This is a genomic window from Nonomuraea cavernae, assembly GCF_014646355.1.
GTDB classification, from domain to species: domain Bacteria; phylum Actinomycetota; class Actinomycetes; order Streptosporangiales; family Streptosporangiaceae; genus Nonomuraea; species Nonomuraea cavernae.
This window is the reverse complement of record NZ_BMNH01000021.1, coordinates 57,040-80,848: the sequence shown is the minus strand read 5'-3', so window position 1 is coordinate 80,848 and position 23,809 is coordinate 57,040. Positions and strand designations below refer to the sequence as shown.

Genomic DNA, 23,809 nt, shown 5'->3' with positions numbered 1-23,809 from the left:
AAGCGCTTGGTAGAGCCCGGAACACCGGGTGAGCTGGAACACTTCGGTGAACAAGCGATTGTCCGAGGGCTCATAATGGGAACGTGACCACGCGAAAGAACTCCGGCTCCGCCACCACGAAGCGCCGGCGCGCGAGCTCCACGGGGCCGGCCTCCGAGCGGCGTGACCACCTCGTCAAGCTGGCCGCGGAGCTCTTCGCCCGTAAGGGCTTCCAGGCCACGACCGTGCGCAACATCGCCGACGAGGCCGGCATTCTGTCCGGAAGCCTCTACCACCACTTCGACTCCAAGGAGTCGATCGTGGACGAGGTGCTGTCGACCTTCCTCGATGATCTCATCGCCCGCTACCGCACCGCGCTCGAGTCGGGCTCCGACCCGCGCACCGTGCTGTCGGAGATGGTACGCATCGGCTTCGGCACCCTTGAGCCCCACCGCGCCGCGATCACCGTGATGCAGAACGACTGGAACTACCTGCGGCAGTTCGAGCGGTTCAACTACCTGGTCAAGGCCGAGGACGAGGTCGAGCAGATGTGGGTCGCGCAGATCAAGGCGGGCCAGGCGGCCGGGCAGTTCCGGGCCGACGTCGACGCCAAGCTGACCTACCGGCTGATCCGCGACACGATCTGGGTCGCGGTGCGCTGGTTCCGCCCAGGCGGGCGGCTCAACACGACCGGGCTGGCCGAGCACTACATCACCGTGCTCTTCGACGGCCTCGCCACCGGCGAGCGGACCAGCCAGCGGGCATGAGCCTCGGCGAGAAGGTGCGGCTGGCACTGCGGGAGGCGGCGGAGCCCGGCAAGGCCGCCGCGATGCAGGCGTACATGAAGTCCCCGATGCCCTTTCTCGGTGTGCAGGCCGGGCCCCGGCGGGCCGCGCTCAGGCGGGTCTTCGCCGGCCACCGCCTCGCCACCGCGCCCGAGTGGCGCCGGGCGGTGCTGGAGCTGTGGCGTGAGGCCGAATACCGCGAGGAGCGCTACGCGGCCGTGGAGCTGAGCGGCCACCGCCACTACCGCGAGTTCCAGACCCTCTACACGGTGCCGATGTACGAGGAGATGATCGTCACGGGCGCCTGGTGGGACCTCGTCGACGAGCTGGCCACCCATCGGATCGGCGGGCTGCTGACCGCGTTCCCCGACTCCATGCGGCCGCTGCTGCTGGAGTGGGCGCACGACCGCGACCTGTGGAAGCGGCGCACCGCGATCCTGAGCCAGAACCGCTTCAAGGCCCGCACCGACACCGCGCTGCTCTACGCGTGCATCGAGCCGAGCCTGTCCGACAACGACTTCTTCGCCCGCAAGGCGATCGGCTGGGCGCTGCGCGAGTACGCCAAGACCGACCCGGGTGAGGTGGTCCGCTACGTGCGGGCCAAGGGCCTGTCGGGGCTGAGCCGGCGTGAGGCGCTGAAGAACGTCCCCGTCACCTAGTCCACAACGCCTCCTGCACGGCCTGTACGAGCGCCATCAGCTCAGGGGTGACACGCTCCCTCGACCAGGCCAGCGCGTAGGTGATGCGCAGGTCGCCCGCGTCGAACGGGACGAACCGGATGTCGTCGCGGCGCACGGCCCTGACCAGCAGCTGCGGGCTCGGCAGCAGCCCGGCGCCCGCTGCCACAAGGTCGAGCGCGGCGCCGAAATCGTCGTCGGCGACCACGCGCGGGCGGCCGGGCAGCCCGGTCCACGACCTGCCCGGCGTCAGCAGCACCTGTCCGGTCAGGTCGTCGGGTGCGACGCGGGCCCTGGCCCACAGCGGATGCCCGGCCGGGACGGCCAGGTGGTCGATCGTGATGTGGAACCTGGCCGCCGTGCCGAACGGCGCGGGCGCCGGGGTGGCCAGGATGGCCGCCGACACCTCTCCGCGCGTCAGGGCGGCCGAGGCGTCCCCTCGTCCGGCCGGGCGCAGCTCCACGCCGATGGCCGGGGCGCGACCGGCCAGCCGCCTGGCGATCCGCGCGGCGAGCGGGCCGATGAGCGGTGGATAAGCGAGATGAATGAGCGGCCGGGTCAGCCGGGCCGCTTCCGAGGAGAACTCGGCCGCCGCCTCCAGCAGCCGATCGGCGTACGACAGCAGGGTCCTGCCCTCGGCGGTGAGCCGCACCTGACGGGCGGTCCGCTCGAAAAGCCGGACGCCGGTGGCCCGTTCGAGCCGGGAGACGGCCTGGCTGACGGCCGGTTGCGACATGCCCAGGTCGGCGGCGGCCCGCGAGAAGCTGAGCCGGGCGGCCACGCCGGCGAAGCACTGGATCTCCCTGAGCATAAGCGTCACGAATAGATGATGCCCGAGCTCGACGAGGCCGTGCAGGATGCCTCCGATCCACCGCCTATCGAGGGAGCATCACGATGTCCCGTTCACCGTCCCCTTCGCTGTCCCCTTCGCCGTCCCGTTTTCCGCGCTCCACCGTGCTCGGCTATCCGCGGATCGGCCCGCGCAGGGAGCTGAAACGGGCCCTGGAGGCCTACTGGGACGGCCGTGGCAGCCGCGCGGAGCTGGAGGCGGTAGGGGCCGCGATCCGCGAACGGACCTGGACCCGGCTCGCCGAGCTGGGACTGGAGGGGTTGCCGTCCAACACGTTCTCGCTCTACGACCAGGTGCTGGACACGTCGGTGCTGCTCGGCGCGGTGCCGGAGCGCTATCAGGCGGCCGAGGACCCCTACTTCGCCATGGCCAGGGGCACCGACGGGCTGGCACCGCTGCGGATGACGAAGTGGTTCGACACCAACTACCACTACATCGTGCCGGAGGTCGGACCGGACACCGCGTTCGAGCTGGACGCCGCCAAGCCGCTCGCCGAGCTGCGGCAGGCCCGCGAGCTGGGGTTCGAGACGCGGCCGGTGGTCATCGGGCCCGTGACGTTCCTGCTGCTGGCCTCCGCGCTGGACCGCCTCGACGACGTGCTCCCCTGCTACGAGGAGCTGCTCGCCCTGCTGGCCGCCGAGGGCGTCACCTGGGTACAGCTCGACGAGCCGGCGCTGGTCGCGGACCTGACGCCCGAGGAGCTGGCCGCCGTGCGGACCGCCTACGAGCGGCTCGGAGCGCGGAGCGCCCGGCCGGGACTGTTCGTCGCCTCCTACTTCGGCCACCTGGGCGAGGCGCTGCCGGTCCTCGCCGCCACCCCGGTGGAGGCGATCGGGGTGGACCTGGTGCGCGGCGGTCTCGACGGGCTCGGGGCGCTGGCCGGCAAGACGGTCGTGGCGGGGGTCGTGTCCGGACGCGACGTGTGGCGGACGCCTCCGGAGCGGGCCGCCCGCCTGCTGTCGGCCGTGCGGGAGCAGGCCGGGCGGGTGGTGGTCAGCACCTCCTGCTCGCTGCTGCACGTGCCGTACGACGTGGAGGCCGAGCCGGACCTGGACTCCGGGCTGAAGGCGCGGCTGGCGTTCGCCGAGCAGAAGGTCGCCGAGGTGGTGGAGCTGGCCCATACCGGCTTGGAGGACGGGGAGCGGGTCGCGCGGCCCCGGCCGGACACCGGAACGCTTGCCCGGCCGGACGCCGGGCCGCTCTCCGGGCCGCTGTCCGGGCCGCTGTCGCGGCCGCCCGCTGAGCCGGTCGTGGGCGGCGGGCGCGCGCCGTACGCGGTGCGGGCCGCGGCGCAGGCCGCGCACCTGCGCCTGCCCCTGCTGCCGACCACCACCATCGGGTCGTTCCCGCAGACCGGCGAGCTGCGTGAGGCCCGCGCGGCCGCGGTGGCGGGCAGGCTGAGCGCCGCTGACTACGAACGGCGGGTGGAGGGCGAGATCGAGCGGGTCATCCGGGCGCAGGAGCGGCTCGGGCTCGACGTCCTCGTGCACGGCGAGCCGGAGCGCAACGACATGGTCCAGTACTTCGCGGAGCACCTCGACGGCTTCGCGGTCACCAGGAACGGCTGGGTCCAGTCGTACGGCTCGCGCTGCACCCGGCCGCCCATCCTGCACGGCGACGTGAGCCGTCCCGAGCCCATCACCGTGCGGTGGGCCCGTTACGCCCGCTCGCTCACGGACCGGCCGGTCAAGGGCATGCTCACCGGGCCGGTGACGATCGTCGCCTGGTCGTTCGCGCGGGACGACCTGCCACTGCGTGACGTGGTGTTCCAGGTGGCCGACGCGGTGCGGGAGGAGGTGCGCGACCTGGAGGCGGCCGGTGTCCCGATCATCCAGGTGGACGAGCCCGCGCTGCGCGAGCTGCTGCCGTTGCGCGAGGCCGCGCGGGCCGGCTACCTGGAGTGGGCCGTGGCGGCCTACCGGCGAGCCACCTCCGGCGCGGGCGACCGCACCCAGATCCACACGCACCTGTGCTATTCCGACGCCGACCAGATCCTGGACGCCATCGACGGCCTCGACGCCGACGTCACCACGATCGAATCGGCCCGTTCGGGGGCCCGGCTGCTCGGCTCGGTCGGCACGTTCGAACGCGGGCTCGGTCCCGGTGTCTACGACATCCACTCGCCGCGGGTGCCCGGCGTCGACGAGGTCGAGCGGCTGCTGCGCGCGGCGCTGCGGACGCTGCCGGCCGAGCGGGTCTGGGTCAACCCGGACTGCGGGCTGAAGACGCGGACGTACGAGCAGGTCGAGGCGGCGCTGGCCAACATGGCCACGGCCACACGGCGGCTGCGCGACGAACTCGCCGGCGCGGGCCGCTGAGCGGGCGGCACTCCGGCCGCACGAGTGCACGGGCGCGCCGGGTGAGCCGGCGCGTCCGGGCCCGGCGAACCGGCCCAATGAAAGCGGCCGGGCGAACGGGTTAGGCGAAGGTGTGCGCGAGGTGGGCGAGGGCCGCGTCGGCGTAGTGGCGCGGGCCCGTGCTGAGCCCGTAGGCGAGGTCCTCGATCAGGGCGCACCGGGCGTAGAACAGCACGCGGGCCCGGCCGGCGTCGTCGAGGCGGCCGTCGTAGTGGAACAGTGTCCGCTCGAACACCTCGGGGCCGAGGTCGCGGTAGATGAGGGCGAAGTCGTGGGCCGGGTCGGTCACCGCGGCGTCGGTCCAGTCGATGACGCCCGTCAGCTCGCCGCTCGCGGGGTCGGCCAGCAGGTGCTCGGCGCCCAGGTCGTTGTGGCAGAAGCGCGGCGACGTGGGCTCGGGCGGCGGCGCCGCGCCGAGGAAGCTCTCGATCAGCGGCCGGTGCCGCTCGGGGACGTGCGCCGCGACGTCGAGGTATTCGAGCTCGGCGTCGTGGAGCAGGGTCGGCGCGGGATAGGCGTCGAGCGGCGCGAGGTCGAGCATCGTGCCCGGCTCGGCACCGTGCAGGGCGCTGAGAAAGCCGCCCAGCGGCTCGGCGAGCCGCGCTGGCTCGGCCACCGGGTGCCGGTCGAGGGACCGGCCGGGCAGCTTGGCGTAGGCGATCACCGCCGCCTCGGGGTCGATGAACACCACCTCGGGCACCGGGAGCGTGGACAGCTCGGCGACGACGGCCAGCAACTCGGCCTCACGCCGGGTCGCCTCCGGGTCGGCCGCCCGGCCATGCCGGACGATGAGCTCGCCGTTGACCTCGTACACCACGTTGTCGAGGCCGCGACCGGACTCGGCAAGGCTGCGCACCTCGTAGTGGGGAAGATGGCGGGACAGCAGAGCGTGGATGTCGCCGATCACACCGGCAGCCTAGGCCCGCTCGGGCCGGGACGCGAACGCCCGGCCCAGGCGGCTACTTGAGGGCGCCGGCCGTCAGACCGGACTGGATCTGACGCTGGAAGACCGTGTAGACGACCAGCATGGGCAGGATCGCCAGGGTCAGCGCGGCGAACAGGGCGGCCCAGTCCTGGTCGTAGCCCGCGGCGGTCGAGATGTCGGCGATGCCCTGCGTGAGCACCCACTTGTCGCGCTCCTGCAGCAGCACCAGGGGTAGTTGGTACTGGTTCCACTGGCCCAGGATGTTGAAGATGGTGATGCTCACCATGCCGGGCCGGGCCATCGGCAGCATGATCTGGAAGAAGACCCGCGTGTGCGAGGCGCCGTCGACCAGGGCCGCCTCCGCCACCGCCTGCGGCAGCGTACGGAAGAACGCCGCCAGGAAGAACACCGTGAACGGCATCGAGTAGGCGATGTAGACGAGCACCAGCCCCGCGTGCGTGTTGAGCCCGATGAACGGCCCGACCAGCGGCACGTTGCCCATGTTCTGCACCACGAAGAAGAGCGGCGTCAGCGCCAGGTAGACGGGGAAGGCCAGCCCCGACACGAACAGCAGGTAGACCGCCCGGTTGCCGCGGAACTCGTAGCGGGCCAGCACGTACGCCGCCATGGAGCCGAGCAGCATGGTGCCGAAGGTGCCGAACCCGACCACGACGACGCTGTTGAGCATGTACTGGCCGATGTGCGCCTGTTCCCAGGCCCGGGCGAAGTTGTCCCACTGGAGGGTCGCGGGCAGCGACCAGGCGTCGCCGAAGATCTCGTCCTCGCTCTTGACCGAGGCGAGGAACGTCCACAGGATCGGCACCACGGTCAGCACGGTCCACAGCAGCAGCGCCAGGTGCGACAGCGCCGCCATCGGCCCGAGCCGCCGCCTGCCCTCGCGCCGGGCCAGCCGGCGGGAGTTGGCGACCGTCCAGGAGGTCGTCGTCGTCATCTCTCGTACGTCATCTCTAGTACGTCATCTCTAGTACTCGATTCGTTCGCGGCGGGACAGGCGCAGCGAGAGGATCGTGAAGCCGATGGTGAAGAAGAACATCACCACGCCCAGTGCCGAGGCGTAGCCGAAGCGGAAGTAGTGGAAGGCGTTGCGGTAGATCTCGGCGGCCATGACCGTGGTGGAGAAGTCGGGGCCGCCGTGCTGGTCGGTCATCACCCACACGATCGCGAACACGTCCAGCGCCAGGATGCCGAGGTAGACCCACGCCACCTGGATCGTGTCCCAGAGCAGCGGCAGCGTGACGCGGACGAACATGCTCACCCGCCCCGCCCCGTCGATCTGCGCCGCCTCGAACATGTCGCGCGGGATGGAGGCGAGCCCGGCGGAGAACAGCACCACGTAGAAGCCGACCGCCTGCCAGAGCATGACGCCGAGCACCGACCAGAACGCCACGTCCGGATCGGACAGGAAGCCCACCGGCCTGGCGCCGAGCGCCATCAGCGGACCGTTGAGCATGCCGCTGCCGTCGGGCCTGAACACCTGCTGGAACAGCACCGCGACCACCGCGACGGCCAGCACGTGCGGGAAGAAGAACACCACCCGGTAGAACTTCGACCCGGCGACGCCGCCCACGCCCCGCCCGTTGCCCACGTTCAGGAGGAAGGCGAAGAACAGGGCGATGACGATCGTCAGCAGCGGCAGCAGCACGAGCAGCGCCAGGTTGTGCGTGACCGCCTTCCAGAAGATCCCGTCAGAGAACAGCCGGACGAAGTTGTCCAGCCCGACGAACTCCGGCGTGGCGGACACGCCCCGCCAGTCGGTCATGGCGATGTAGAACGCCTGGACGTACGGCGAGATGACGTAGACCAGGTAGAGCGTCACCGGAGCCGCCAGGAAGGCGAAGAGGAACAGACTCCGCCGGTGAGCGTTGTACATCAGCGCCTGAACTTCTTGATCGAGGAGTCGTTCTTGATCTCGTCGGCCTTCTTCTGCAGGCGTTCGAGGTACTTGTCCGGGGTGAGCCCGCCGCTCATCAACTGGCCGGTGGCGGCCATCGCCTCGTCCTTGAGCTGCGCGTACCACGTCTGCCAGCGGTAGGTGACGGTGTTGGCGCCCGCCTCGGTCATCGCCTTGGAGGCGCTGGCGGCGCCGGGTGAGAGCTGCCTGCCCTCGCCCGCGCCCTTGACCACCGAGACGGTCTTGACCAGCTCGCTGAAGTCGCCGGCCGCCTTCTTCGACAGCATGGCCCGGAGGTACTCCATGCCGGCCCGCGGGTTGGCGCCCTTGGACGGGACGATGAAGTTCTCGCCGGGCGTGGTGTGCAGTGTGCCGTACGGCAGCTTGTCGGAGCCGGTGACGTCGGGCAGCGGGAACATCCCGTACTCGAAGTCGTCGGGGGTGGTGGTCTTCTGCTCGTTCTCCAGCCACGACCCCGACGGCAGCATGGCGACCTTGTACTTGTTCTGAGCGGTCTGGGTCTGCACGTGGTCGAGCCCGGCGGTGCCCTCCATCAGGTACTTGGCGCCGATCTCGGCCCAGGCGGCGGCGGCCGCCTTCATCGGCTCGGCGGTCCAGGCGCCGTCTTCGAGGTTGTCGAGGTTCACCAGCACCTCGTTGCCGCCGATCTTGGCCGCCATGGTGAGCAGCGGCTCGTACAGGTACTGCGGGTGCTTGCCGGCGTAGGTGAACGGCGCCATCTTGCCGGACTTCTTGATCGTTTCGTTGAGCTTGAGGAACTCGTCCCAGGTCCTGGGCACCTCCCAGCCGTTGTCGCGGAAGACCTTCTGGGAGTACCAGATGCCGAAGATGTAGTTGACGTAGCCCAGCACGCTGAACTTGCCGTCGTAGGTGCCGAGCTCGACGACGGCCGGATCGATGGTGTCGCGGACCTTGGTGGCGGGGTCGTCCCAGGAGGGCGCGTCGAGCAGCGGCGTGAGGTCCTGCAGTTGGCCGTCCTGGGCGAGCGCGCCGAAGTCCATGGCGTTGGCGCCGGAGTTGTCGATCACGTCGGGCGGGTTGCCGCCGGCGAACCTCGGTTGCAGGACCTTGGTGATCTCCTTGGTGGAGTTGTGCTTGATCTCGACACCCGGATACTTCGCCTTGAACAGTGGCTGGTGGATGTTCTTGGCGTAGTCCTGGCCGAACCCGCCGTCGAAGATCCACACCTCCAGCGGCTTGTCGCCGGGGACGCCGAGCGGGTTGGCGGCGCTGGTCGCGGCCGGCGCGGCCGAGGACGCGGTGGGCTTGGCCGCCGGGGTGGCGCAGGCGGCGAGCGCTCCCGCGACGGGCGCCAGTGCTGCGGCTCGGAGAAGGTCACGCCGGGTGATGCGGGGGGTGTGCGGCATTATGTCTACTCCTGACTATTCATGCTCCACGTCTGATGCGCCCTGCGTAACGGCTCTCCAGGGCTCTGTTGTGCTCGTCGCCGCCCGCCACGTTGGCCGACAGGTAGACGGGCGGTGTCTCACCCAGCGCCACCAGCCGGTCCACGGCCTCGGTGACCACCATCTGCGCGAGCAGCGCCGAGGTGATCGTCGAGACCGCGCCGTAGCCGCCGCCACCGGGCAGTTCGAGGAGGGAGTCCCCGTACGGGGCTCCGTTGTCCAGCACGACGTCGGCCAGGTCGAGCAGCTTGCCGCCGGACGGATGCCGCGAGGTCATCCGCGTGCTGTGCGCGACCGAGGTCAGCGCGATCAGGGCGTGGCCGCGCTCCTTGACGATCGTGGCCAGTTCGACGACGGCGCCGTTGACGCCCGAGCTGGAGACCAGGACGAACACGTCCTGCGGCTCGACGGGCGCCAGGGCGTAGATCTGGTGGGCGATCGCCGGGTCACGTTCGAGCTCGGGGGTGAGCACGCTCGGCGGCTGCCCGCCGTACAGGACGAGGTCGCGCGGGGTGAGCCGGTTGCTGGGCACGAGCCCCCCGGCGCGGCCGGCGATCTCCATGGCGATGGCCTCGGAGTGGCCGGAGCCGAAGGCGTTGACCACGCCGTCCGCGCGGAGCGAGGCGACGATCAGCTCGGCGGCCCGCCCCACCCCCTCCGACTGGGTCTGCGAGACCTGGCGGGCCAACTCCAGGGCCTTGGTCGCGTACGTCAATTCAGCCTCTCTCCACCCGATGGCTTTCCACGGCGCTGATCGTCAGCTCGAACGCCTCGTTGGTGCGCTCGTAGGTGCGCTGGGCCACCGCCACGTAGACGGCGTCGAGCACGAACAGCTGCGAATGGACGGCGGCCAGCCCGCCGAGCCGGAACGTCGTCTCCCGGCTGGCCGTCGTCAGCACCAGGTCGGCCAGCTCGGCCAGCGGCGAGCGGGCGAAGGAGGTGACGGCGACCGTGGTGGCGCCGTGTCCGCCGGCCTCGGCCAGCGCCTCCATGACCTCGCGGGTGCGGCCCCGGTGGCTGATGCCGATGGCGATGTCACCCGGGCCGAGCAGCGCGGCGTCGGACAGCGCCACGTGCGCGTCGCCGGCGCTCCAGCCGGGGATGCCGATGCGGCGCAGCCGTCCTTCGAGCATGGTGGCGACGTTACCGCTGGTGGAGACGCCGACGAGGAGCACTCTGCGCGCCGCGACGATCGCGTCGGCAACCTGGGCGACGATCTCGGAGTCGAGCTGGGCGGCGGTGTCCTGGATCAGCCGGGCGTCGGCCGCCGCCATCACCTCGATGGCCGACTCCAGCGGGTCGTCGGGGCCGATCTCGTGGCCGACGCCCGCTCCCCAGCCGGCCTGGGCGGCCCTGCCGGTCTCGGTGGCGATCGCCACGCGGAGCTCCGCGTAGCCGGAGAAGCCGAACGCCCGGCAGAACCTGGTCACGGTCGCGGGCGAACTGCCCGCCCGCTCGGCCAGGGCGATGATCGTCGAGCGCGCGGCCTCGGCGGGGTCACCGAGGATCACCTCCCCGACCCTGCGCAGCGCCTCCGGCAGACCCGGCAGCTCGGTCTCGATGCGCCCGAGGGCTCCTGAGCTCACGAATATTCCTTCCGGACACCCGGCATTGCAGCGAAAATTATTCTTGCAACTCGATCACGTCAAGACCCACAATCGGTCCGTGACTCATTCGCCGCTGGTCGTCGGGGTCGACGCCGGAGCCACCTCCACCCGGGTCTCGATCCACACCCTCGACGGCACCCGGGTCGGCTACGCCAGGGCCGGAGCGGGCAATCCGAGCGCCCACGGCCTGGCCAGAGCGGTGGCCGCCATCGGCGCGGCCCTGGAGGAGGCCTTGGGCTCCCTCGACGGCTCCCGGGTCGTCGCCTCCCTGGCGGGCGTGGCGGGCAAGGTCGACGAGCTGGCGCCCGAGCTGGCGCGGATCTGGGCCGGGCACGGTGTTCCCGGCGGGCCGGAGGTCGCGGGTGACGTGGCCATCGCCTACGTCGCGGGCTCGCCCGAGCCGTGCGGCTCGCTGCTGCTGTCGGGCACCGGCGCGGTGGCGGCCCGGATCGTCGGCCACCAGCAGGACGTGATCGCCGACGGGCTCGGCTGGCTGCTCGGCGACGAGGGGTCGGGCTTCTGGATCGGCCGCGCCGCCGCCAAGGCCGTCGTGGCCGCCCTCGACCGGGCCGAGCCCGAGGGGCTGCTCGCCACCCTGGTGCTGGACCACTTCCTCGGCGCGGAGCGCGGCCCCTCACCGCGTCAGAGCGCGGACCGGCTGGTACGCCTCGCCCAGGCCGACCACATGCGGCTGGCCGCGCTGGCGGCGCCGGTGAGCCAGGCCGCGACGGCGGGCGACCCGGTGGCGCTGGCGATCGCCCGCCGGGCGGCCGGGCACCTGGTGACCACCGTCCGCAGGGTGCACGTGTCGGGCCCCGTGGTGCTCGCCGGGAGCGTGCTGACCAGCGAGGGCCCGGTGCGCCGAGCGGTGCGCGAGCTGCTGGCGGGCGAGACCGTGACGACGGCGCGTGACGCGGCGGGCGCGGCCGCCTGGCTGGCCGCCCGTCCCCTGCTGCCGGAGGACCGGGCCCGCGACCTGCACCCGAGGTTCACCGCCGCCCCCTGACCACCCCGCCATGGTCATCTTCCTGCGAAATCCGTTGCGCACTCGTACGATCACGGTACGCGGATCGAGGCGCTGATCGAGGAGATCGGCGCCATCGCGCCGCGTCCCGGATGGGTCCGCGACGCGTTGCGGGCCGTGCCCCGTCACCGGTTCATCACGCCCGTCGGTCAGGCCCACGACGAGGGCGTGCGCCTCATCGACCGGGAGGCCGACCCCGACGACGGGTGGGACGCCGTCTACTCCGACACCGGCATCGTCACCCAGTTGGACGACGGCGACACCGACGTCAGGAGGGCCGCCGGCGACTACACCTCCTCGGCCTCCCAGCCCAGCATGGTGGCCGACCTGCTGCGGTGGCTGGATCCCGAGCCCGGCCACCGCGTGCTGGAGGTCGGCACCGGCTGGACCTGTGTCCTGCTGTCCCACCTGGTCGGCGAGGGCGGCGTGACCTCGGTCGAGGTCGATCCCGCGGTGGCGGGGCAGGCGGCCGGCAACCTGCGCGAGGCAGGCGTCCACCCGCACCTGATCGTCGGTGACGGGGCGGCCGGCTGCCCGGAGCGCGCCCCCTTCGACAGGGTCCACGTCACCTGCGGCGTCCGGGTGTAACTGGACGAGCCGGGGAGGCTCCTGGAGCCTTCCGGCGAAATATCGTCACCCAAGGGCAACTGAACCGCTTCGCGATGGATATCCCGTTCGCGGCCGGGAGGTGCGATCATCCGATAGCCCGCGCCTATCACCGGAGAAGGTGAGCGATGGATCTACGGCACGTACGGTACGCCATCGCGATCGCCCGCGCGGGCAGCCTGCGCCGCGCCGCCGCGGTGCTCCACATCGCCCAGCCCACCCTGTCCGAGCAGCTCAGAGCGCTGGAGAAGGAGATCGGTGTGGAGCTGTTCTCCCGCTCCTCCAGCGGCGTGCGGCTGACCGAGGCGGGCGAGGTCTTCCTGGCCCAGGCGACCATCGCGGTCGACGCGTTCGAGCGGGCCGTCACCGCCGCGCGCGGCAAGGGCCAGACCATCCGCCTGGGCGTGGCCGACGGTCTGGGCGACGTGGTCGCCCGGCTGCTGTCGCAGCTCCAGGGCTCGCGGCTGCGCGTCGCCCCGATGGGCACGGCCGAGCAGATCGTCTCCATCATGGACGGCACGCTGCAGGCGGGGCTCGGCTACGCCCCCGGCTCGCTGCCGCGCGGCGTCGCCCGGATGCTCATCCGCCGCTATGCCGTGCACGCCCTCCTCCCCCGTGACCACGAGCTGTCCGGGCGGGAGTCGCTGCACCTGGCGGACCTCGCCTCGGAGCCGCTGGTCATGCCCGACTCGGAGGCGGTCGCGGGCGCGCGCCGCTACCTGGAGGGCTTCGTACGGCACGGTCTGCATCCCCGCCTCGGCCCGTCGGCGGCCGGGCACGACGCGGCCATCGCGATGGTCGGGTCGGGCGCCGGCTACACGCTCAGCATCCGGGAGGTCACTCCCGTGCCGGAACACCTGGTGTTCGTCCCGATCGCGGAGGACATGCCGCCCATCGAGGTGGTCTTCCTGTGGAACCGGCAGGCCGACGTGCACGACCTGACACATGCCGCCCGCCACCTGGCCCGCTCTGGATAGCCTTATTATCTAGCGATGCGCATCTCGGAGCTGAGCACCCGGACGGGCGTGGCCATACCCACGATCAAGTACTACCTCCGCGAGGGCCTGCTGCACTCCGGCGAGCAGGTCGCCGCCACCCGGGCGGAGTACGACGACTCCCACCTGCGCAGGCTCCGGTTGATCAGAGCGCTCCTGGAGGTGGGGCGGCTTCCGGTGGCCGCCATCAAGAAGATCATCGAGGCGGTGGAGGACGAGTCGCTGCCGGTCCACAACCTGCTCGGCACCGCCCAGTACGCCCTCGGCCCGGTCGTCGAGCCCGAGCCCGGAGCCGAGTGGCAGGCCGCCCGCGCCCAGGTGGACCGGCTCATCGAGGAGCGGGGCTGGAGTGTCGCCGCCGAGGCCCCCGCCCGGAACGAGCTCACCCAGACCCTCGTCCGGCTGCGCCAGCTGGGCCTGTCCACCGACCTGACGCCCTACGCCGCGGCGGCCCAGCGGCTGGTCTCGGAGGTGGAGATGGACACGATCCCGTTCGACGGGCCCCGCGAGACGGCGGTCGAGGCGATGGTGCTCGGCACGGTGCTGTTCGGCAGGGCGTTCGACACGCTGCGCCGCCTGGCCCACGAGTCGGAGTCGGCCCACCGGCTCCTCCTTCGGCCGCCCCCTTCGTAGGAGGCCGCAGCGGTTCGGACGAGGGTTTCCCTGCTGTTCGGCGCTGCTGTTCGGCGCTCTACCGAGGAGCGAGCACCGCCTTGGTGCTCTTCAGCCGGCGGCCAGTCGCTCCAGCGCCGGCAGGCCAGGCAGTTCCTGCTCTGCGTCCCTGAGGATGCGTCCCGCACGGGCATCCTCCGCCTGCCCCGCCCAATGCCGCAGCGCCCGCAGCGGCGTGAGCCCGTTGGCCTTCGCCCAACGCAGCCGCTGCACCCAGGCCACTCCGGCGTTGGCGCCGACGTCACCGGCGTCGGCACGCGCCACATACCGCGCCGCGTCATCGGTGAGCGCCGCCCATAGATAGCCGACGACCACGTCACCCGTAATCACCGAAACGAACCGAACGGCGGACTCGGTCGTCCGCGAATAGCTCTCAGGCGCCCACACCGTCTGGAATTCCGGCTCATCATGCAGAGACATCTTGTTCCTCCCAACGGTCAGCCTCAGCCGTCAAAGTCCTCAGGGAGCATCTGAGCGTAGATGCGCCAGTGATCCCCCTGCTTGACCACGTCTTCGGCCAACCATGGCAGGCCGCTACCGAGCAGCAGCTCGAATTCGCGGCTCGAGACGAGCGGCTCAAGGTAGATCGCCGGCGTACCTTCGGGCAATCGGAGATGGAGAAGTGCCGGACGCGACGCGGATGTCGGCCTCTCCTCGCCGAGGTACGTCGACTGGAATCCCTTGGCGCGCTGGACCGTGCCCGGCAAATCCTCGACGGGCACGGTGAAGGGATCGCCGGCCAGGTCTATCCAACGGAGGACGTCGATCATCTCGGGTACCGGCCGTAGACGCGTCGCCTCGTTGATCAAATTTATGTTCTTTTCGGTGTGGGCACGAATCAGCGCGCGCCCCTCCGGCAGCCGTGAGAGGTACTCCCTTTCGGTGAGGAAATACTCGGGATCGCGCAGCAAACCATTGATCCGTGTAAAGCCGTTCTGGCTGTACATCCAGAGCGCCCGCCTGAGCGGCGCCGGCAGGTCGTCGATAACGGGCCTCCAGATGGCGTCGCCGAACGACGGGCTGACGAGGCGAGCGCCGATGGGCTCGGCCAACGGCGCAGATCTGGCTGGTGCGGTGTGGGCCGTTTCCGGCGTCACCAGGGGCGTCTCGGGGCCGGGCTGCCGGGTTTCCCCGGTCGGCCCTGCGGGGAGGGGCTCGGCATCCGGGGTCACCTCCGTCGGCGAGCGGCTTCCTGCCGGATCAGTGGTGCCGTCTGAGTGGTTCACGCCGCCGTGTGAATCCTCCTGAACGCCGAAGCGTTCCATGAGGTCGAGGCGCCGGGCTTTGAGTGTGGCCTTCAGATAAGCGGCCTCCTCGGCGGGGAAGCCCTTGTTGTCCACCAGTTCGTCGATCCGGTGCTCACTGACCCTCGCGACCTTTTGCACACCGGTCCGGATATCCGCGTCGGTGACGTGCTGGAAGACCGCCCTGGCCTGTGGATTCCTGTGGGAATACCGCAAGGAGTCGATCTCACCGACAAGGCCGGCGAACCTTTCGCCCTTCGGCTCGCCTCGAGCGCGGAACAGGAGTCCGCCACCGCCGTCGATCCGCATCTTCCCGTCCGGGGTGTTCAAGATGTTGTCGTAGGCGCGCCCGATCGTGTCCCAGTTCGCCACCCAGGCGTCTACCGCGAAGTCTCCGTACAAGTCCTTGAGATACGCGGGATCGTCCAGATGGGTGGCGAGATCCTGCACGCCCTCGACGATGCCGGACCGCACCCCCAGGTTGCCTTCACCGAGATCGCCGTTGAGATAGATCAGCTCGACCACCGGCACGAATACCCCGGCCTCCCGATAGAGCTCCATAACGAGGACCTCATTCATGGCGTGCACATCGGTCTTGGGCGCCTTGATGTACCACTCCTTGCCCGACGGGTCCATGTAGCGCCCGCCCTCGTTGAAGCCCCCCTGCCCACCGGTCTGGGTGTATCCCTCCATCCGGGGGATCTCGGGGATCGTCGCCGGAGCGCCGGTCTCGTGGACACCGCCTGCGTATGGCCCCGCCGAAACGACCGGCTCACCATCGGGAGACGCGGCGGGCACATCCACCGGAGAAGGGTGCCCCGGTGGTCGCGTGGCGACCGCTTCATCGCCGGCACGCGCTCCGGTGTCGAACAACGACAGCACATCACCGAGCGACTCGGCCAAAGCAGGGTGTAGCTGCTCCCTGTTCGCCATGATCGCTAGCTCGCCAAGCGTCAGCCACCTGGCGGCACTGGTCTCGCCTCCGTCGACCCTGGGTGTGAACGCGTCCCCCTCCGCGGCGATGTTGGTGTAGGTCCAGCCGTTCGGTCCCTCGGCCACGTGGGTTCCGGTGAACTCCAACGTGTTGAGATACTCCTGCCCGACTCCCAGCTCCTCGCGGAGTTCCCTGGCGACGCCCTGCGGAGCGGATTCCTTGCTGTCCAGCGCCCCACCGGGCAGCTGCCATTTCCCCGCGTTCGAGCTGACCTCGGGGCCCCGCTGCACCAGGAGAAACCGCGGGATCCCATTCGCGTCGACATGCTTTATCAGGACGCCCGCGGCGCCGTACTTGCCCCACAGTCCCGGACTCGCATAGCCGTCGCCTGAGCGCCCCCGATCCGCCAGGATCTGAAACGGGCTGGACGCCTGCGGATCCTTACCCACCACCGGCGGAGGGAGAGCCGCAGCCGAAGGAGATGCCGGACTAGGAGATGCCGGACCATCGGTGAGCTTGGTGGCCACGGACCCGGGGTTGGCCTGATTGATCAGAGAGTCGACGTCAAGGCCGGGTGCGGTCACGGGGTCCCGCGCGCCCTTCAGAGTGGGGTGGGCGCCCTGTTCGGGTACGGCCCCCAGTGACGTCGTCGTCTCGCCTCCACCATCCAGCCCCAGCGCCCTCTCCGCAGCAGGCCGAACAGGATCCTTCAGATCCGCGGCATCCATACGGCCGCGCGCAGAACCCTCCTCAACAGGGACACCATCCCTATGAGCCGCCGGCCCAGGCGCCCGCTCAGGCAACCCGACAGAACCACCGTCACGCCCGTCCCGGCCCGAACTTGGCACATACGTGTCCCCACCATCCAATTCCTGCGCCTTCTGCGCCGCACTCAGGACGGGATCCTTCAGATCCGCGGCATCCATGCCCGCCCGGACAGCAGTCTGTCCAGTGCCGCCATCGCCGGTCGGCGTGGAGTCAGGTAACCCCGTGAGGCCGGCATCGCGCTCACCACCCAGGCCGCTCATGGGCCCCTCACCGCCGGGAACGCGTCCGCCTGGGCTCCAACTGGCCCAATGCGCATCAGCGCCCCCTAAAACCCCCGACGTCACCCCCTTCAGCACCATCTCCCAATCCACCGGCTGATCACTGAAGACCATCGGAGTCAGCGTGCTCGCCCCACTGGCCAACCCCGACCGGCCCATCAACCCCCACATCGACCTCGTCGGGAAAAATCCCGTGAACGCGGTCAGAAAAACACCCATCAACGCGCCCGTACCCGCCGACATCCCCAGCTGCGCCACATCCAGACCATCACGCCGAGACTGCGACGCCTGCACCGCCAGGTCCATCCCACCCAGCAACGCCCCGAACAACCCCACATTGATCAGCAACCGCTTACCAAGCTGCGCGATCACCAACCTCGACAACTGCACCCTCGGCCCGATCAACGCCAAAGACACACCACCCCACGGCCCCACCGCCGCCGCCAGCAACCACCCGATCTGAAAAATCAGAAACCAGACCGATACCTCGATCATTCGCTTGGTGTACTCAACCTGCACACCCAGCTCATTGAATTCGAACGCCGCATCGACCAGCCGATCAACCGCCTTTACCAGCTCCGGCTCCGACAGGTCCCGCACATGCTCCACGAACTCCCGAAGAGCAGCACCATCCCAATCCTCACCAGGCAACGCAAACCCAGAAACCCCATCCCCCTCAACCAATCTGCCCGCAGATGCCACACAAGCATCCGCCAACCGAAAACACCCCGACTCATCCCCTTCAGGCCAATCCATCCCCACAGCCCAACCCACATACGGCTTGGCCCAATCGGGTACGAGAAACCCGTCAAACCCCACAACATTCACCCACCGTTGACGTGCTCCGCTGCCGAATAAGTGACCGTGCTCAGCCGCAACCGCTCAGCCACGCTCTCCAACTCCCCGATCACCGCGTCAAAAGCGCCGAAGACACCTTCGTTGATCACAGGCAGTCTTTTCTCCAAGGCCGCGCCGTACTGGTCGTTGCCAAGCGGATTCCCCTCCCGCATGAAGACCTCGCGCAGCGCCTCGCGCTCGGCCACCCATACGTCGGCTTGGTCACGAGCCCGAGCCGTCCGCCGCTGCAGCCCTTCGAGACTGACGTGGTAGCCGCCGTGGGGCGTCGTCATTCCCGCGCTCTGCGCTCGTCGGGCAGCAGTTCCAACGGCTGAGGCAGGAACGACTCCAGACTCGCCCCCTCACCGAAGACGTCCTCGTAAGCCAGGCCCGCCGGCACCAACGGCGCCATGAGCTCCTTCGTCCGTTCCGCCACCTCGGCCGTGGCCACACCGATCTGCTCCATGATCGACGAGGCCAGCTCCGACGGCGACAGCTTGCGATAGGCGCGGGGATCCAGCCGGAGGTCACAAACCTGCCCGCGCGGCCCTACCGTCACGGTCACCATGCCGTCGGCCGACCGCCCCACCGCCGAAAGCTCCGTCAGCTTGGCGTACGCCTCCCGCACCTGGGCGGCCTGACGGTTGTACTCCCCGGCCAGCTCTTCGATGGCCAGTCTGAACTCGTCGCTCACGATCCCACCATCCAAACCACGGCACGACTGAACGCGCCGAGCCCGATCCTCCGGCACGAGTCCTTGGAGCCTGCGAATCGCCATCCAAGATCTCGCCACCGCATAGTAGGTGAGATCGACAACGCGTGGAAGGCGAGTCAAGCTCAGTCCGGGTGCGCCGACACGACGGGTCGCTTCAGCACCCACAAACGGGTTGGAACTTCAAGGGGACAACACACGCTCGCGGGGTAGGGGCGGCCGGATGTTCGATGACTTCACGACGGCCACCGTCGATGTCGGCGAGGCCGAGCTGTTCGTCCGGCACGGTGGCTCCGGCCCGCCGGTGCTGCTCCTCCACGGCCACCCCCGCACGCACGCCACCTGGCACCAGGTCGCGCCGGTGCTCTACCCCCACCATGTGGTGGTCTGCCCGGACTTAAGGGGATATGGGCGCTCGTCCAAGCCGCCGACCACACCTGACCACGAGCCCTACTCCAAGCGGGCGATGGCCCGCGACCTGGTCGCCCTGATGCGCGATCTCGGCCATGACCGGTTCGCCGTCGTCGGCCACGACCGCGGCGCGTACGTCGCCCAGCGGCTCGCGCTCGACCATCCCGACGCGGTCACGCACCTGGTCGTGCTGGACAGCGTGCCGATCGGCGAGGCGCTGGCCCGGTGCGACGCCGCCTTCGCCGCCCGGTGGTGGCACTGGTTCTTCCTGGGCCAGACGGCCAAGCCCGCCGAACGCGTCATCTGCGCCGACCCCGACGCGTGGTACCAGGCGGATCCGGAGCAGATGGGCGACCCCGAGGCGTACGAGGACTTCCGCCGGGCGATCCACGACCCGGCGACCGTGCACGCGATGTGCGAGGACTACCGCGCGGGGCTGGGCGTCGACCGCGCGGCCGACGACGCCGACCGGGCGGCCGGCCGCCGCGTGACCTGCCCCACGCTCTTCCTGTGGGCGACGAAGGATGACATGAACGACCTGTACGGCGATCCGCTGGCGATCTGGCGGTCCTGGGCGGTGGACGTGCGCGGGCACGCTTTGGACAGCGGGCACCACATGGCGGAGGAGGCGCCCGGCGAGCTGGCGAGAGAGATCATGGACTTCGTGGGCGGCCGGGAGGTCAGTCCCTGACCGTGACGGGCCGCTTCAGCAGCCACAGGGCGGCCCGCTGCAGCAGCGTGCGGTGGATCTCGTTGTCGTAGGACCGGGTGTCGTGGCCCAGCGCGTCGTAGAGCACCCGGCCCCGGCGCACCGAGCGCGCCCAGACGAGGGGCTGGCCGTTGGAGGAGGCGAGCGGCCGCACGTCCGGCAGCACCCGAAGGTCGCTGTAGACCTCGTCCACCAGGTCGAAGTCGCGCAGCCCCTCCACCACCGGGTGGCCGCCGAGCACCCGGACCCCGGTCCAGCCGAGCGGCGGGTGGTGCGACGCGGGCCAGCTCCAGCTGCCGCCCAGCACCCTCGGCCAGCCCTGCCAGTCGTCGAAGCAGATCGACGCCGTGTGCATGCCCAGCAGGCCGCCGCCCCGGTCGAGGTGGTCGAGCAGGGTGGTGCGGGCCTGGGCCGGCAGTTCGAACCGCCACTCGTCACGCAGGTCGGCGAACCGGTCGAGGCCCATCTGCCAGCGCAGCGCGTTGACGGTGATGAGCTGGACCTCCGACGGCTCGCTCAGCGCGCCCGCGATGTCGTCGGTGATCTCGGATTCGATCCCCACCTCGGCGAGCACCTGCGCGAGCGCGGACGAGGTGGCGTCGAAATCGTGGAACAGCCCTCCCGACAGGATCAGATTTCTCGCCATTTGCCAAGCTCATCACGGTCTTACCGGCTTTGCCACCCGCGAACCCCGCGGGCATGATGCCGTTCATGGACTTCGAGGAGCTCCGCCCCACGCTGCTCGGGCTGGCCTACCGGCTGCTCGGCAGCATGTGGGACGCCGAGGACGTGGTGCAGGAGGCCTGGCTGCGCTGGGAGGGCACCGACCGGAGCGAGGTCAGGGAGCCGCGCGCGTTCCTGATCACGGTGGTGTCGCGGCTGGCCCTCGACCAGCTCCGCTCGGCCCGGGTCAAGCGCGAGGCCTACACCGGCCCCTGGCTGCCCGAACCGGTCACGACCGCCCAGGCCGGGCCGCTCGACACGGCCGAGCTGCGTGACACCGTGTCCTTCGCCACCCTGCACATGATGGAGCGGCTCACTCCGCCCGAGCGCGCGGTGTTCGTGCTGCGGGAGGCGTTCGAGCTGCCGTACGACGAGATCTCCGGAATCGTCGGCGTGTCGGTCGTCAACGCCCGGCAGCTGCACCGCCGGGCCGCCATGCGGCTGACGGACGGCCGTGAGCGGTTCCGGCCGACGGCCGAGGAGCACGACAGGCTGCTGAGGAGGTTCATGGAGGCGGCCTCGGGCGGCGACCTGGCGGCGCTCACCGAGGTGCTGCACGAGGACGTCGTGTTCTACAGCGACGGCGGCGGCAAGGTCAGGGCCGCGCTGCGCCCGATCCTGGGCCGGCACAAGACGATGGCCTTCCTCAACGGGCTGCGGTCCCGCTACGACTTCGAACGCGCGCGGATCGTCCAGGTCAACGGCCATCCGGCCGTCTGGATGCGGGTCGGCCCCCAGGAGCAGCTGATCATGGTGGGCGTGCGCGACGGTAGCGTCCGCGAGATCTACGCCATCCTCAACCCGGACAAACTAGGGCGAGTACGGTCGGCTGCGGCTTCCGATCTATAGTCAGCCCATGGATCTCGGCATCAAGGGAAAAGTCGCACTCGTCACCGGCGGCAGCGCGGGCATCGGCCTGGCGGCGGCCAAGAGCCTGGCCCGCGAGGGATGCGACGTCTGCGTCAGCGCCCGTGACCCCGAACGGCTCGCGGACGCGGTGGTCGAGCTGCAGGAGTTCGGCGGGGTGGTGCACGCCGTGCTGGCCGACGTGGAGGACCCTGAGGCGGCGGCCCGCCTGGCGGCCGAGACCCGCGAGGTGCTCGGCCCGGTGGACATCCTGGTCGCCAACGCCGGTGGCCCGCCCGCCGGCCGGTTCGTCGACGCGAGCCTGGCCGAGTGGGACGTGGCGATCCAGCGCAACCTGCTCGGCACGGTCCGGCTGATCCATGCCGTGCTGCCCGAGATGCGTTCGCGCGGCTGGGGCCGGATCGTCACGATCACCAGCAGGTCGGTGCGCGAGGCGATCGACGGGCTGGCCCTGTCCAACGCCACCCGCTCGGCCGTGGCCGGGATCGTCCGCACCCTGGCCCGCGAGGTGGGCGGCGACGGGGTGCTGGTCAACAACGTGCTGCCGGGCCCGATCGACACCCAGCGGATGCGTGAACTCTCGGGGCGGCTGGATTCGTCCGCGAACGGCGCCGACGTGCCCGTGGGCCGGATCGGCCGGCCGGAGGAGGTGGGCGACGTGGTCGCTTTCCTGGCGAGTGAGCGGGCCTCGTACGTCAACGGGATCTCCATGCTCGTCGACGGCGGCGCCAGCCGGATCATCGCCTGACCAGCGCGTTGCTGCCCACCGCGCGTTGTCATCAGCCGGGAATCACATGACATCCTGCCATTAGGGACCTCGTGGGGAAGGCAGAGCCATGGACAAGCCGGTCATCGTGACGGTCGACGACGATCCGGGGGTCTCGCGGGCGGTGGCCCGCGATCTCCGGCGTCGGTACGGCCGGCAGTACAGGATCGTCCGGGCGGAGGCGGCCGGCGAGGGCATCGAGGCCGTCAGGGAGATGCGGCTGCGCGGCGACGAGGTGGCCGCGATCCTCGCCGACTACCGCATGCCGCAGATGAACGGGGTGGAGTTCCTCGAAGCGGCCATGGACATGTACCCGTACGCGCGCCGGGTGCTGCTGACCGCCTACGCCGACACCGACGCCGCGATCCAGGCGATCAACGTGGTCGACCTCGACCACTACCTGCTCAAGCCGTGGGATCCGCCGGAGGAGAAGTTCTACCCGGTGATCGACGGCCAGCTCGACGCCTGGCAGCGCACCGACCGGATCGAGGTGGCGGAGCTGCGGGTGGTCGGCGACCGCTGGTCGGCGCCGTCCTACAAGGTGCGCGACTTCCTGGCCCGCAACCGCGTGCCGTACCAGTGGATGCTGGCCGACGACCCCGAGGGCGCGCAGCTGGTCGCCGCCGTGGGAGAGGAGTGCCGTCTGCCACTGGTGATCACCGTGGACGGGGAGTCGCTGCAGTCACCCGACCAGTCCACGCTGGCCGCGGCCGTGGGCCTGTCGACCACTCCGGCGACCGACTTCTACGACCTGATCGTGATCGGCGGCGGCCCGGCCGGGCTGGGCGCCGCCGTGTACGGCGCCTCGGAGGGACTCAACACCGTGCTGGTCGAGGCGCACGCCTCCGGCGGGCAGGCGGGCCAGAGCTCCAGGATCGAGAACTACCTGGGCTTCCCCGACGGCGTCTCCGGCCAGCAACTGGCCGACCGGGCCCGCAGGCAGGCGCTGAAGTTCGGCGCCGAGCTGCTGACCGCGCGCCGCGTCACCCACCTGGAGCCACGCGGGCAGGCCCGGGTGATCGGCTTCCAGGGAGGCGGCGAGATCGCGGCGCACGCGGTGATCCTGGCCACCGGCGTCACCTACCGCCGCCTGGACGCACCCGGCCTCGACGACTTCGTCGGCCGCGGCGTCTTCTACGGCGCCGCCCTGACCGAGGCGCCCGCATGCCAGGACAGCGAGGTCTACATCGTCGGCGCGGCCAACTCGGCCGGGCAGGCGGCCGTCTACCTGGCGGGATTCGCGAGCAAGGTGCATTTGTTGGTGAGAAGTGACGGTCTGGAGAGATCCATGTCGCACTACCTCATCGAACAGATCAACGCGATCCCCACCATCGAGGTGCACGTCCAGAGCCAGGTCACCGGCGGCCAGGGCGACGGGCACCTGGAGCGGCTCTCGATCTCCACCAAGGGCGAGGAGCGCACGGTCGACGCGCAGTGGCTGTTCGTGTTCATCGGCGCCGAGCCGCACACCTCATGGCTCGGCGACACGGTCGAGCGCGACGAGCGCGGGTTCGTGGTGACCGGCCCCGACCTGGTGCACGGCGGGAAGCGGCCGCGCAACTGGACGCTCAGGCGCGAGCCGTACCACCTGGAGACGAACGTCCCGGGAGTGCTGGCCGCGGGTGACGTGCGGGCCGATTCGATCAAGAGGGTCGCGTCGGCCGTCGGCGAGGGGGCGATGGCCGTCGCCCTCGTGCATCGGTACCTGGAAAAGCAGTGACTCGAAGAGCAGTGATTCGAAAAG

At 70.3% G+C, this 23,809-nt stretch carries 23 protein-coding genes; 11 read left to right on the top strand and 12 right to left on the bottom strand.

The window, feature by feature from the left end:
- Positions 1-83: 83 nt before the first annotated feature.
- Both IEY82_RS27575 and IEY82_RS27570 read left to right on the top strand, forming a co-directional pair.
- Entirely contained in the window at positions 84-746 is a 663-nt protein-coding gene (locus tag IEY82_RS27575; RefSeq protein WP_189127147.1) for a TetR/AcrR family transcriptional regulator, read from the top strand.
- On the top strand, positions 743-1,423 hold the full coding sequence (locus IEY82_RS27570; RefSeq protein WP_189127146.1) for a DNA alkylation repair protein: 681 nt from the start codon (positions 743-745) through the stop codon (positions 1,421-1,423). The genes IEY82_RS27575 and IEY82_RS27570 overlap by 4 nt, the downstream gene beginning before the upstream one ends.
- Here IEY82_RS27570 and IEY82_RS27565 read toward each other — a convergent pair.
- Positions 1,416-2,252: a LysR family transcriptional regulator gene (locus tag IEY82_RS27565; RefSeq protein WP_225263872.1), complete on the bottom strand. Its 837-nt coding sequence runs from the start codon at positions 2,250-2,252 to the stop codon at positions 1,416-1,418. The two genes, IEY82_RS27570 and IEY82_RS27565, sit on opposite strands and share 8 nt — an antisense overlap.
- 83 nt (positions 2,253-2,335) lie before the next feature.
- Between IEY82_RS27565 and metE the strand changes: the two genes are divergently transcribed.
- Entirely contained in the window at positions 2,336-4,609 is a 2,274-nt protein-coding gene (metE, locus tag IEY82_RS27560) for a 5-methyltetrahydropteroyltriglutamate--homocysteine S-methyltransferase (protein ID WP_189127144.1), read from the top strand.
- A 100-nt stretch (positions 4,610-4,709) separates the two neighbouring features.
- On the opposite strand, the gene IEY82_RS27555 is transcribed toward metE, so the two are convergent.
- From IEY82_RS27555 to IEY82_RS27530, 6 genes are read right to left on the bottom strand one after another with little or no spacing between them, the layout of a single operon-like run.
- Positions 4,710-5,555: a phosphotransferase family protein gene (locus IEY82_RS27555; RefSeq protein ID WP_189127143.1), complete on the bottom strand. Its 846-nt coding sequence runs from the start codon at positions 5,553-5,555 to the stop codon at positions 4,710-4,712.
- A 52-nt stretch (positions 5,556-5,607) separates the two neighbouring features.
- Positions 5,608-6,525, bottom strand: a complete 918-nt coding sequence (locus tag IEY82_RS27550) for a carbohydrate ABC transporter permease (protein WP_189127142.1) — start codon at positions 6,523-6,525, stop codon at positions 5,608-5,610.
- Between the two features lie 30 nt (positions 6,526-6,555).
- Entirely contained in the window at positions 6,556-7,464 is a 909-nt protein-coding gene (locus IEY82_RS27545; RefSeq protein ID WP_189127141.1) for a carbohydrate ABC transporter permease, read from the bottom strand.
- Complete coding sequence (gene ngcE, locus IEY82_RS27540; protein WP_189127140.1) at positions 7,464-8,873, bottom strand: N-acetylglucosamine/diacetylchitobiose ABC transporter substrate-binding protein; 1,410 nt, start codon at positions 8,871-8,873, stop codon at positions 7,464-7,466. The genes IEY82_RS27545 and ngcE overlap by 1 nt, the downstream gene beginning before the upstream one ends.
- Before the next feature lie 19 nt (positions 8,874-8,892).
- Positions 8,893-9,627 carry a sugar isomerase domain-containing protein gene (locus tag IEY82_RS27535; RefSeq protein ID WP_189127139.1) on the bottom strand — a complete coding sequence of 245 codons (735 nt, stop codon included), beginning with the start codon at positions 9,625-9,627 and terminating at the stop codon, positions 8,893-8,895.
- 1 nt (position 9,628) lies between these two features.
- Complete coding sequence (locus tag IEY82_RS27530; protein WP_189127138.1) at positions 9,629-10,498, bottom strand: MurR/RpiR family transcriptional regulator; 870 nt, start codon at positions 10,496-10,498, stop codon at positions 9,629-9,631.
- A 79-nt stretch (positions 10,499-10,577) separates the two neighbouring features.
- Between IEY82_RS27530 and IEY82_RS27525 the strand changes: the two genes are divergently transcribed.
- The 4 genes from IEY82_RS27525 to IEY82_RS27510 all read left to right on the top strand — a co-directional run bounded on the left by IEY82_RS27525 (position 10,578) and on the right by IEY82_RS27510 (position 13,777).
- Positions 10,578-11,525 (top strand): N-acetylglucosamine kinase, encoded by a 948-nt coding sequence (locus IEY82_RS27525; protein WP_189127137.1) that lies wholly within the window; start codon positions 10,578-10,580, stop codon positions 11,523-11,525.
- Positions 11,526-11,660: 135 nt separating this feature from the next.
- On the top strand, positions 11,661-12,131 hold the full coding sequence (locus tag IEY82_RS27520) for a methyltransferase domain-containing protein (protein WP_189127136.1): 471 nt from the start codon (positions 11,661-11,663) through the stop codon (positions 12,129-12,131).
- Positions 12,132-12,277: 146 nt separating this feature from the next.
- Positions 12,278-13,126, top strand: coding sequence for a LysR family transcriptional regulator (locus IEY82_RS27515; protein ID WP_189127135.1), 849 nt, complete (start codon positions 12,278-12,280; stop codon positions 13,124-13,126).
- Positions 13,127-13,141: 15 nt separating this feature from the next.
- Positions 13,142-13,777, top strand: coding sequence for a MerR family transcriptional regulator (locus IEY82_RS27510; RefSeq protein WP_189127134.1), 636 nt, complete (start codon positions 13,142-13,144; stop codon positions 13,775-13,777).
- A 90-nt stretch (positions 13,778-13,867) separates the two neighbouring features.
- On the opposite strand, the gene IEY82_RS27505 is transcribed toward IEY82_RS27510, so the two are convergent.
- From IEY82_RS27505 to IEY82_RS27490, 4 genes are all read right to left on the bottom strand, one after another.
- Positions 13,868-14,236 carry a hypothetical protein gene (locus IEY82_RS27505; protein WP_189127133.1) on the bottom strand — a complete coding sequence of 123 codons (369 nt, stop codon included), beginning with the start codon at positions 14,234-14,236 and terminating at the stop codon, positions 13,868-13,870.
- A gap of 23 nt (positions 14,237-14,259) precedes the next feature.
- The gene (locus IEY82_RS27500) at positions 14,260-17,649 is read right to left on the bottom strand and encodes an NUDIX domain-containing protein (protein ID WP_189127132.1); all 3,390 of its coding nucleotides are present in this window, start codon (positions 17,647-17,649) and stop codon (positions 14,260-14,262) included.
- 215 nt (positions 17,650-17,864) lie between these two features.
- A complete protein-coding gene (locus IEY82_RS27495; RefSeq protein ID WP_189127131.1) occupies positions 17,865-18,170 on the bottom strand; it encodes a hypothetical protein in 306 nt (101 codons plus the stop codon).
- Entirely contained in the window at positions 18,167-18,571 is a 405-nt protein-coding gene (locus IEY82_RS27490) for a YbaB/EbfC family nucleoid-associated protein (RefSeq protein ID WP_189127130.1), read from the bottom strand. The genes IEY82_RS27495 and IEY82_RS27490 overlap by 4 nt, the downstream gene beginning before the upstream one ends.
- 241 nt (positions 18,572-18,812) lie before the next feature.
- Between IEY82_RS27490 and IEY82_RS27485 the strand changes: the two genes are divergently transcribed.
- The gene (locus IEY82_RS27485) at positions 18,813-19,691 is read left to right on the top strand and encodes an alpha/beta fold hydrolase (protein WP_189127129.1); all 879 of its coding nucleotides are present in this window, start codon (positions 18,813-18,815) and stop codon (positions 19,689-19,691) included.
- On the opposite strand, the gene IEY82_RS27480 is transcribed toward IEY82_RS27485, so the two are convergent.
- The gene (locus tag IEY82_RS27480) at positions 19,681-20,355 is read right to left on the bottom strand and encodes a ThuA domain-containing protein (protein ID WP_189127128.1); all 675 of its coding nucleotides are present in this window, start codon (positions 20,353-20,355) and stop codon (positions 19,681-19,683) included. The two genes, IEY82_RS27485 and IEY82_RS27480, sit on opposite strands and share 11 nt — an antisense overlap.
- A 65-nt stretch (positions 20,356-20,420) precedes the next feature.
- Here IEY82_RS27480 and IEY82_RS27475 point away from each other — a divergent pair, with 65 nt between their 5' ends.
- From IEY82_RS27475 to IEY82_RS27465, 3 genes are all read left to right on the top strand, one after another.
- Positions 20,421-21,281, top strand: coding sequence for an RNA polymerase sigma-70 factor (locus IEY82_RS27475; RefSeq protein ID WP_189127127.1), 861 nt, complete (start codon positions 20,421-20,423; stop codon positions 21,279-21,281).
- A gap of 7 nt (positions 21,282-21,288) precedes the next feature.
- Complete coding sequence (locus IEY82_RS27470; RefSeq protein WP_189127126.1) at positions 21,289-22,047, top strand: SDR family oxidoreductase; 759 nt, start codon at positions 21,289-21,291, stop codon at positions 22,045-22,047.
- Between the two features lie 88 nt (positions 22,048-22,135).
- Entirely contained in the window at positions 22,136-23,785 is a 1,650-nt protein-coding gene (locus tag IEY82_RS27465) for an NAD(P)/FAD-dependent oxidoreductase (RefSeq protein ID WP_189127125.1), read from the top strand.
- Positions 23,786-23,809 lie beyond the last annotated feature (24 nt).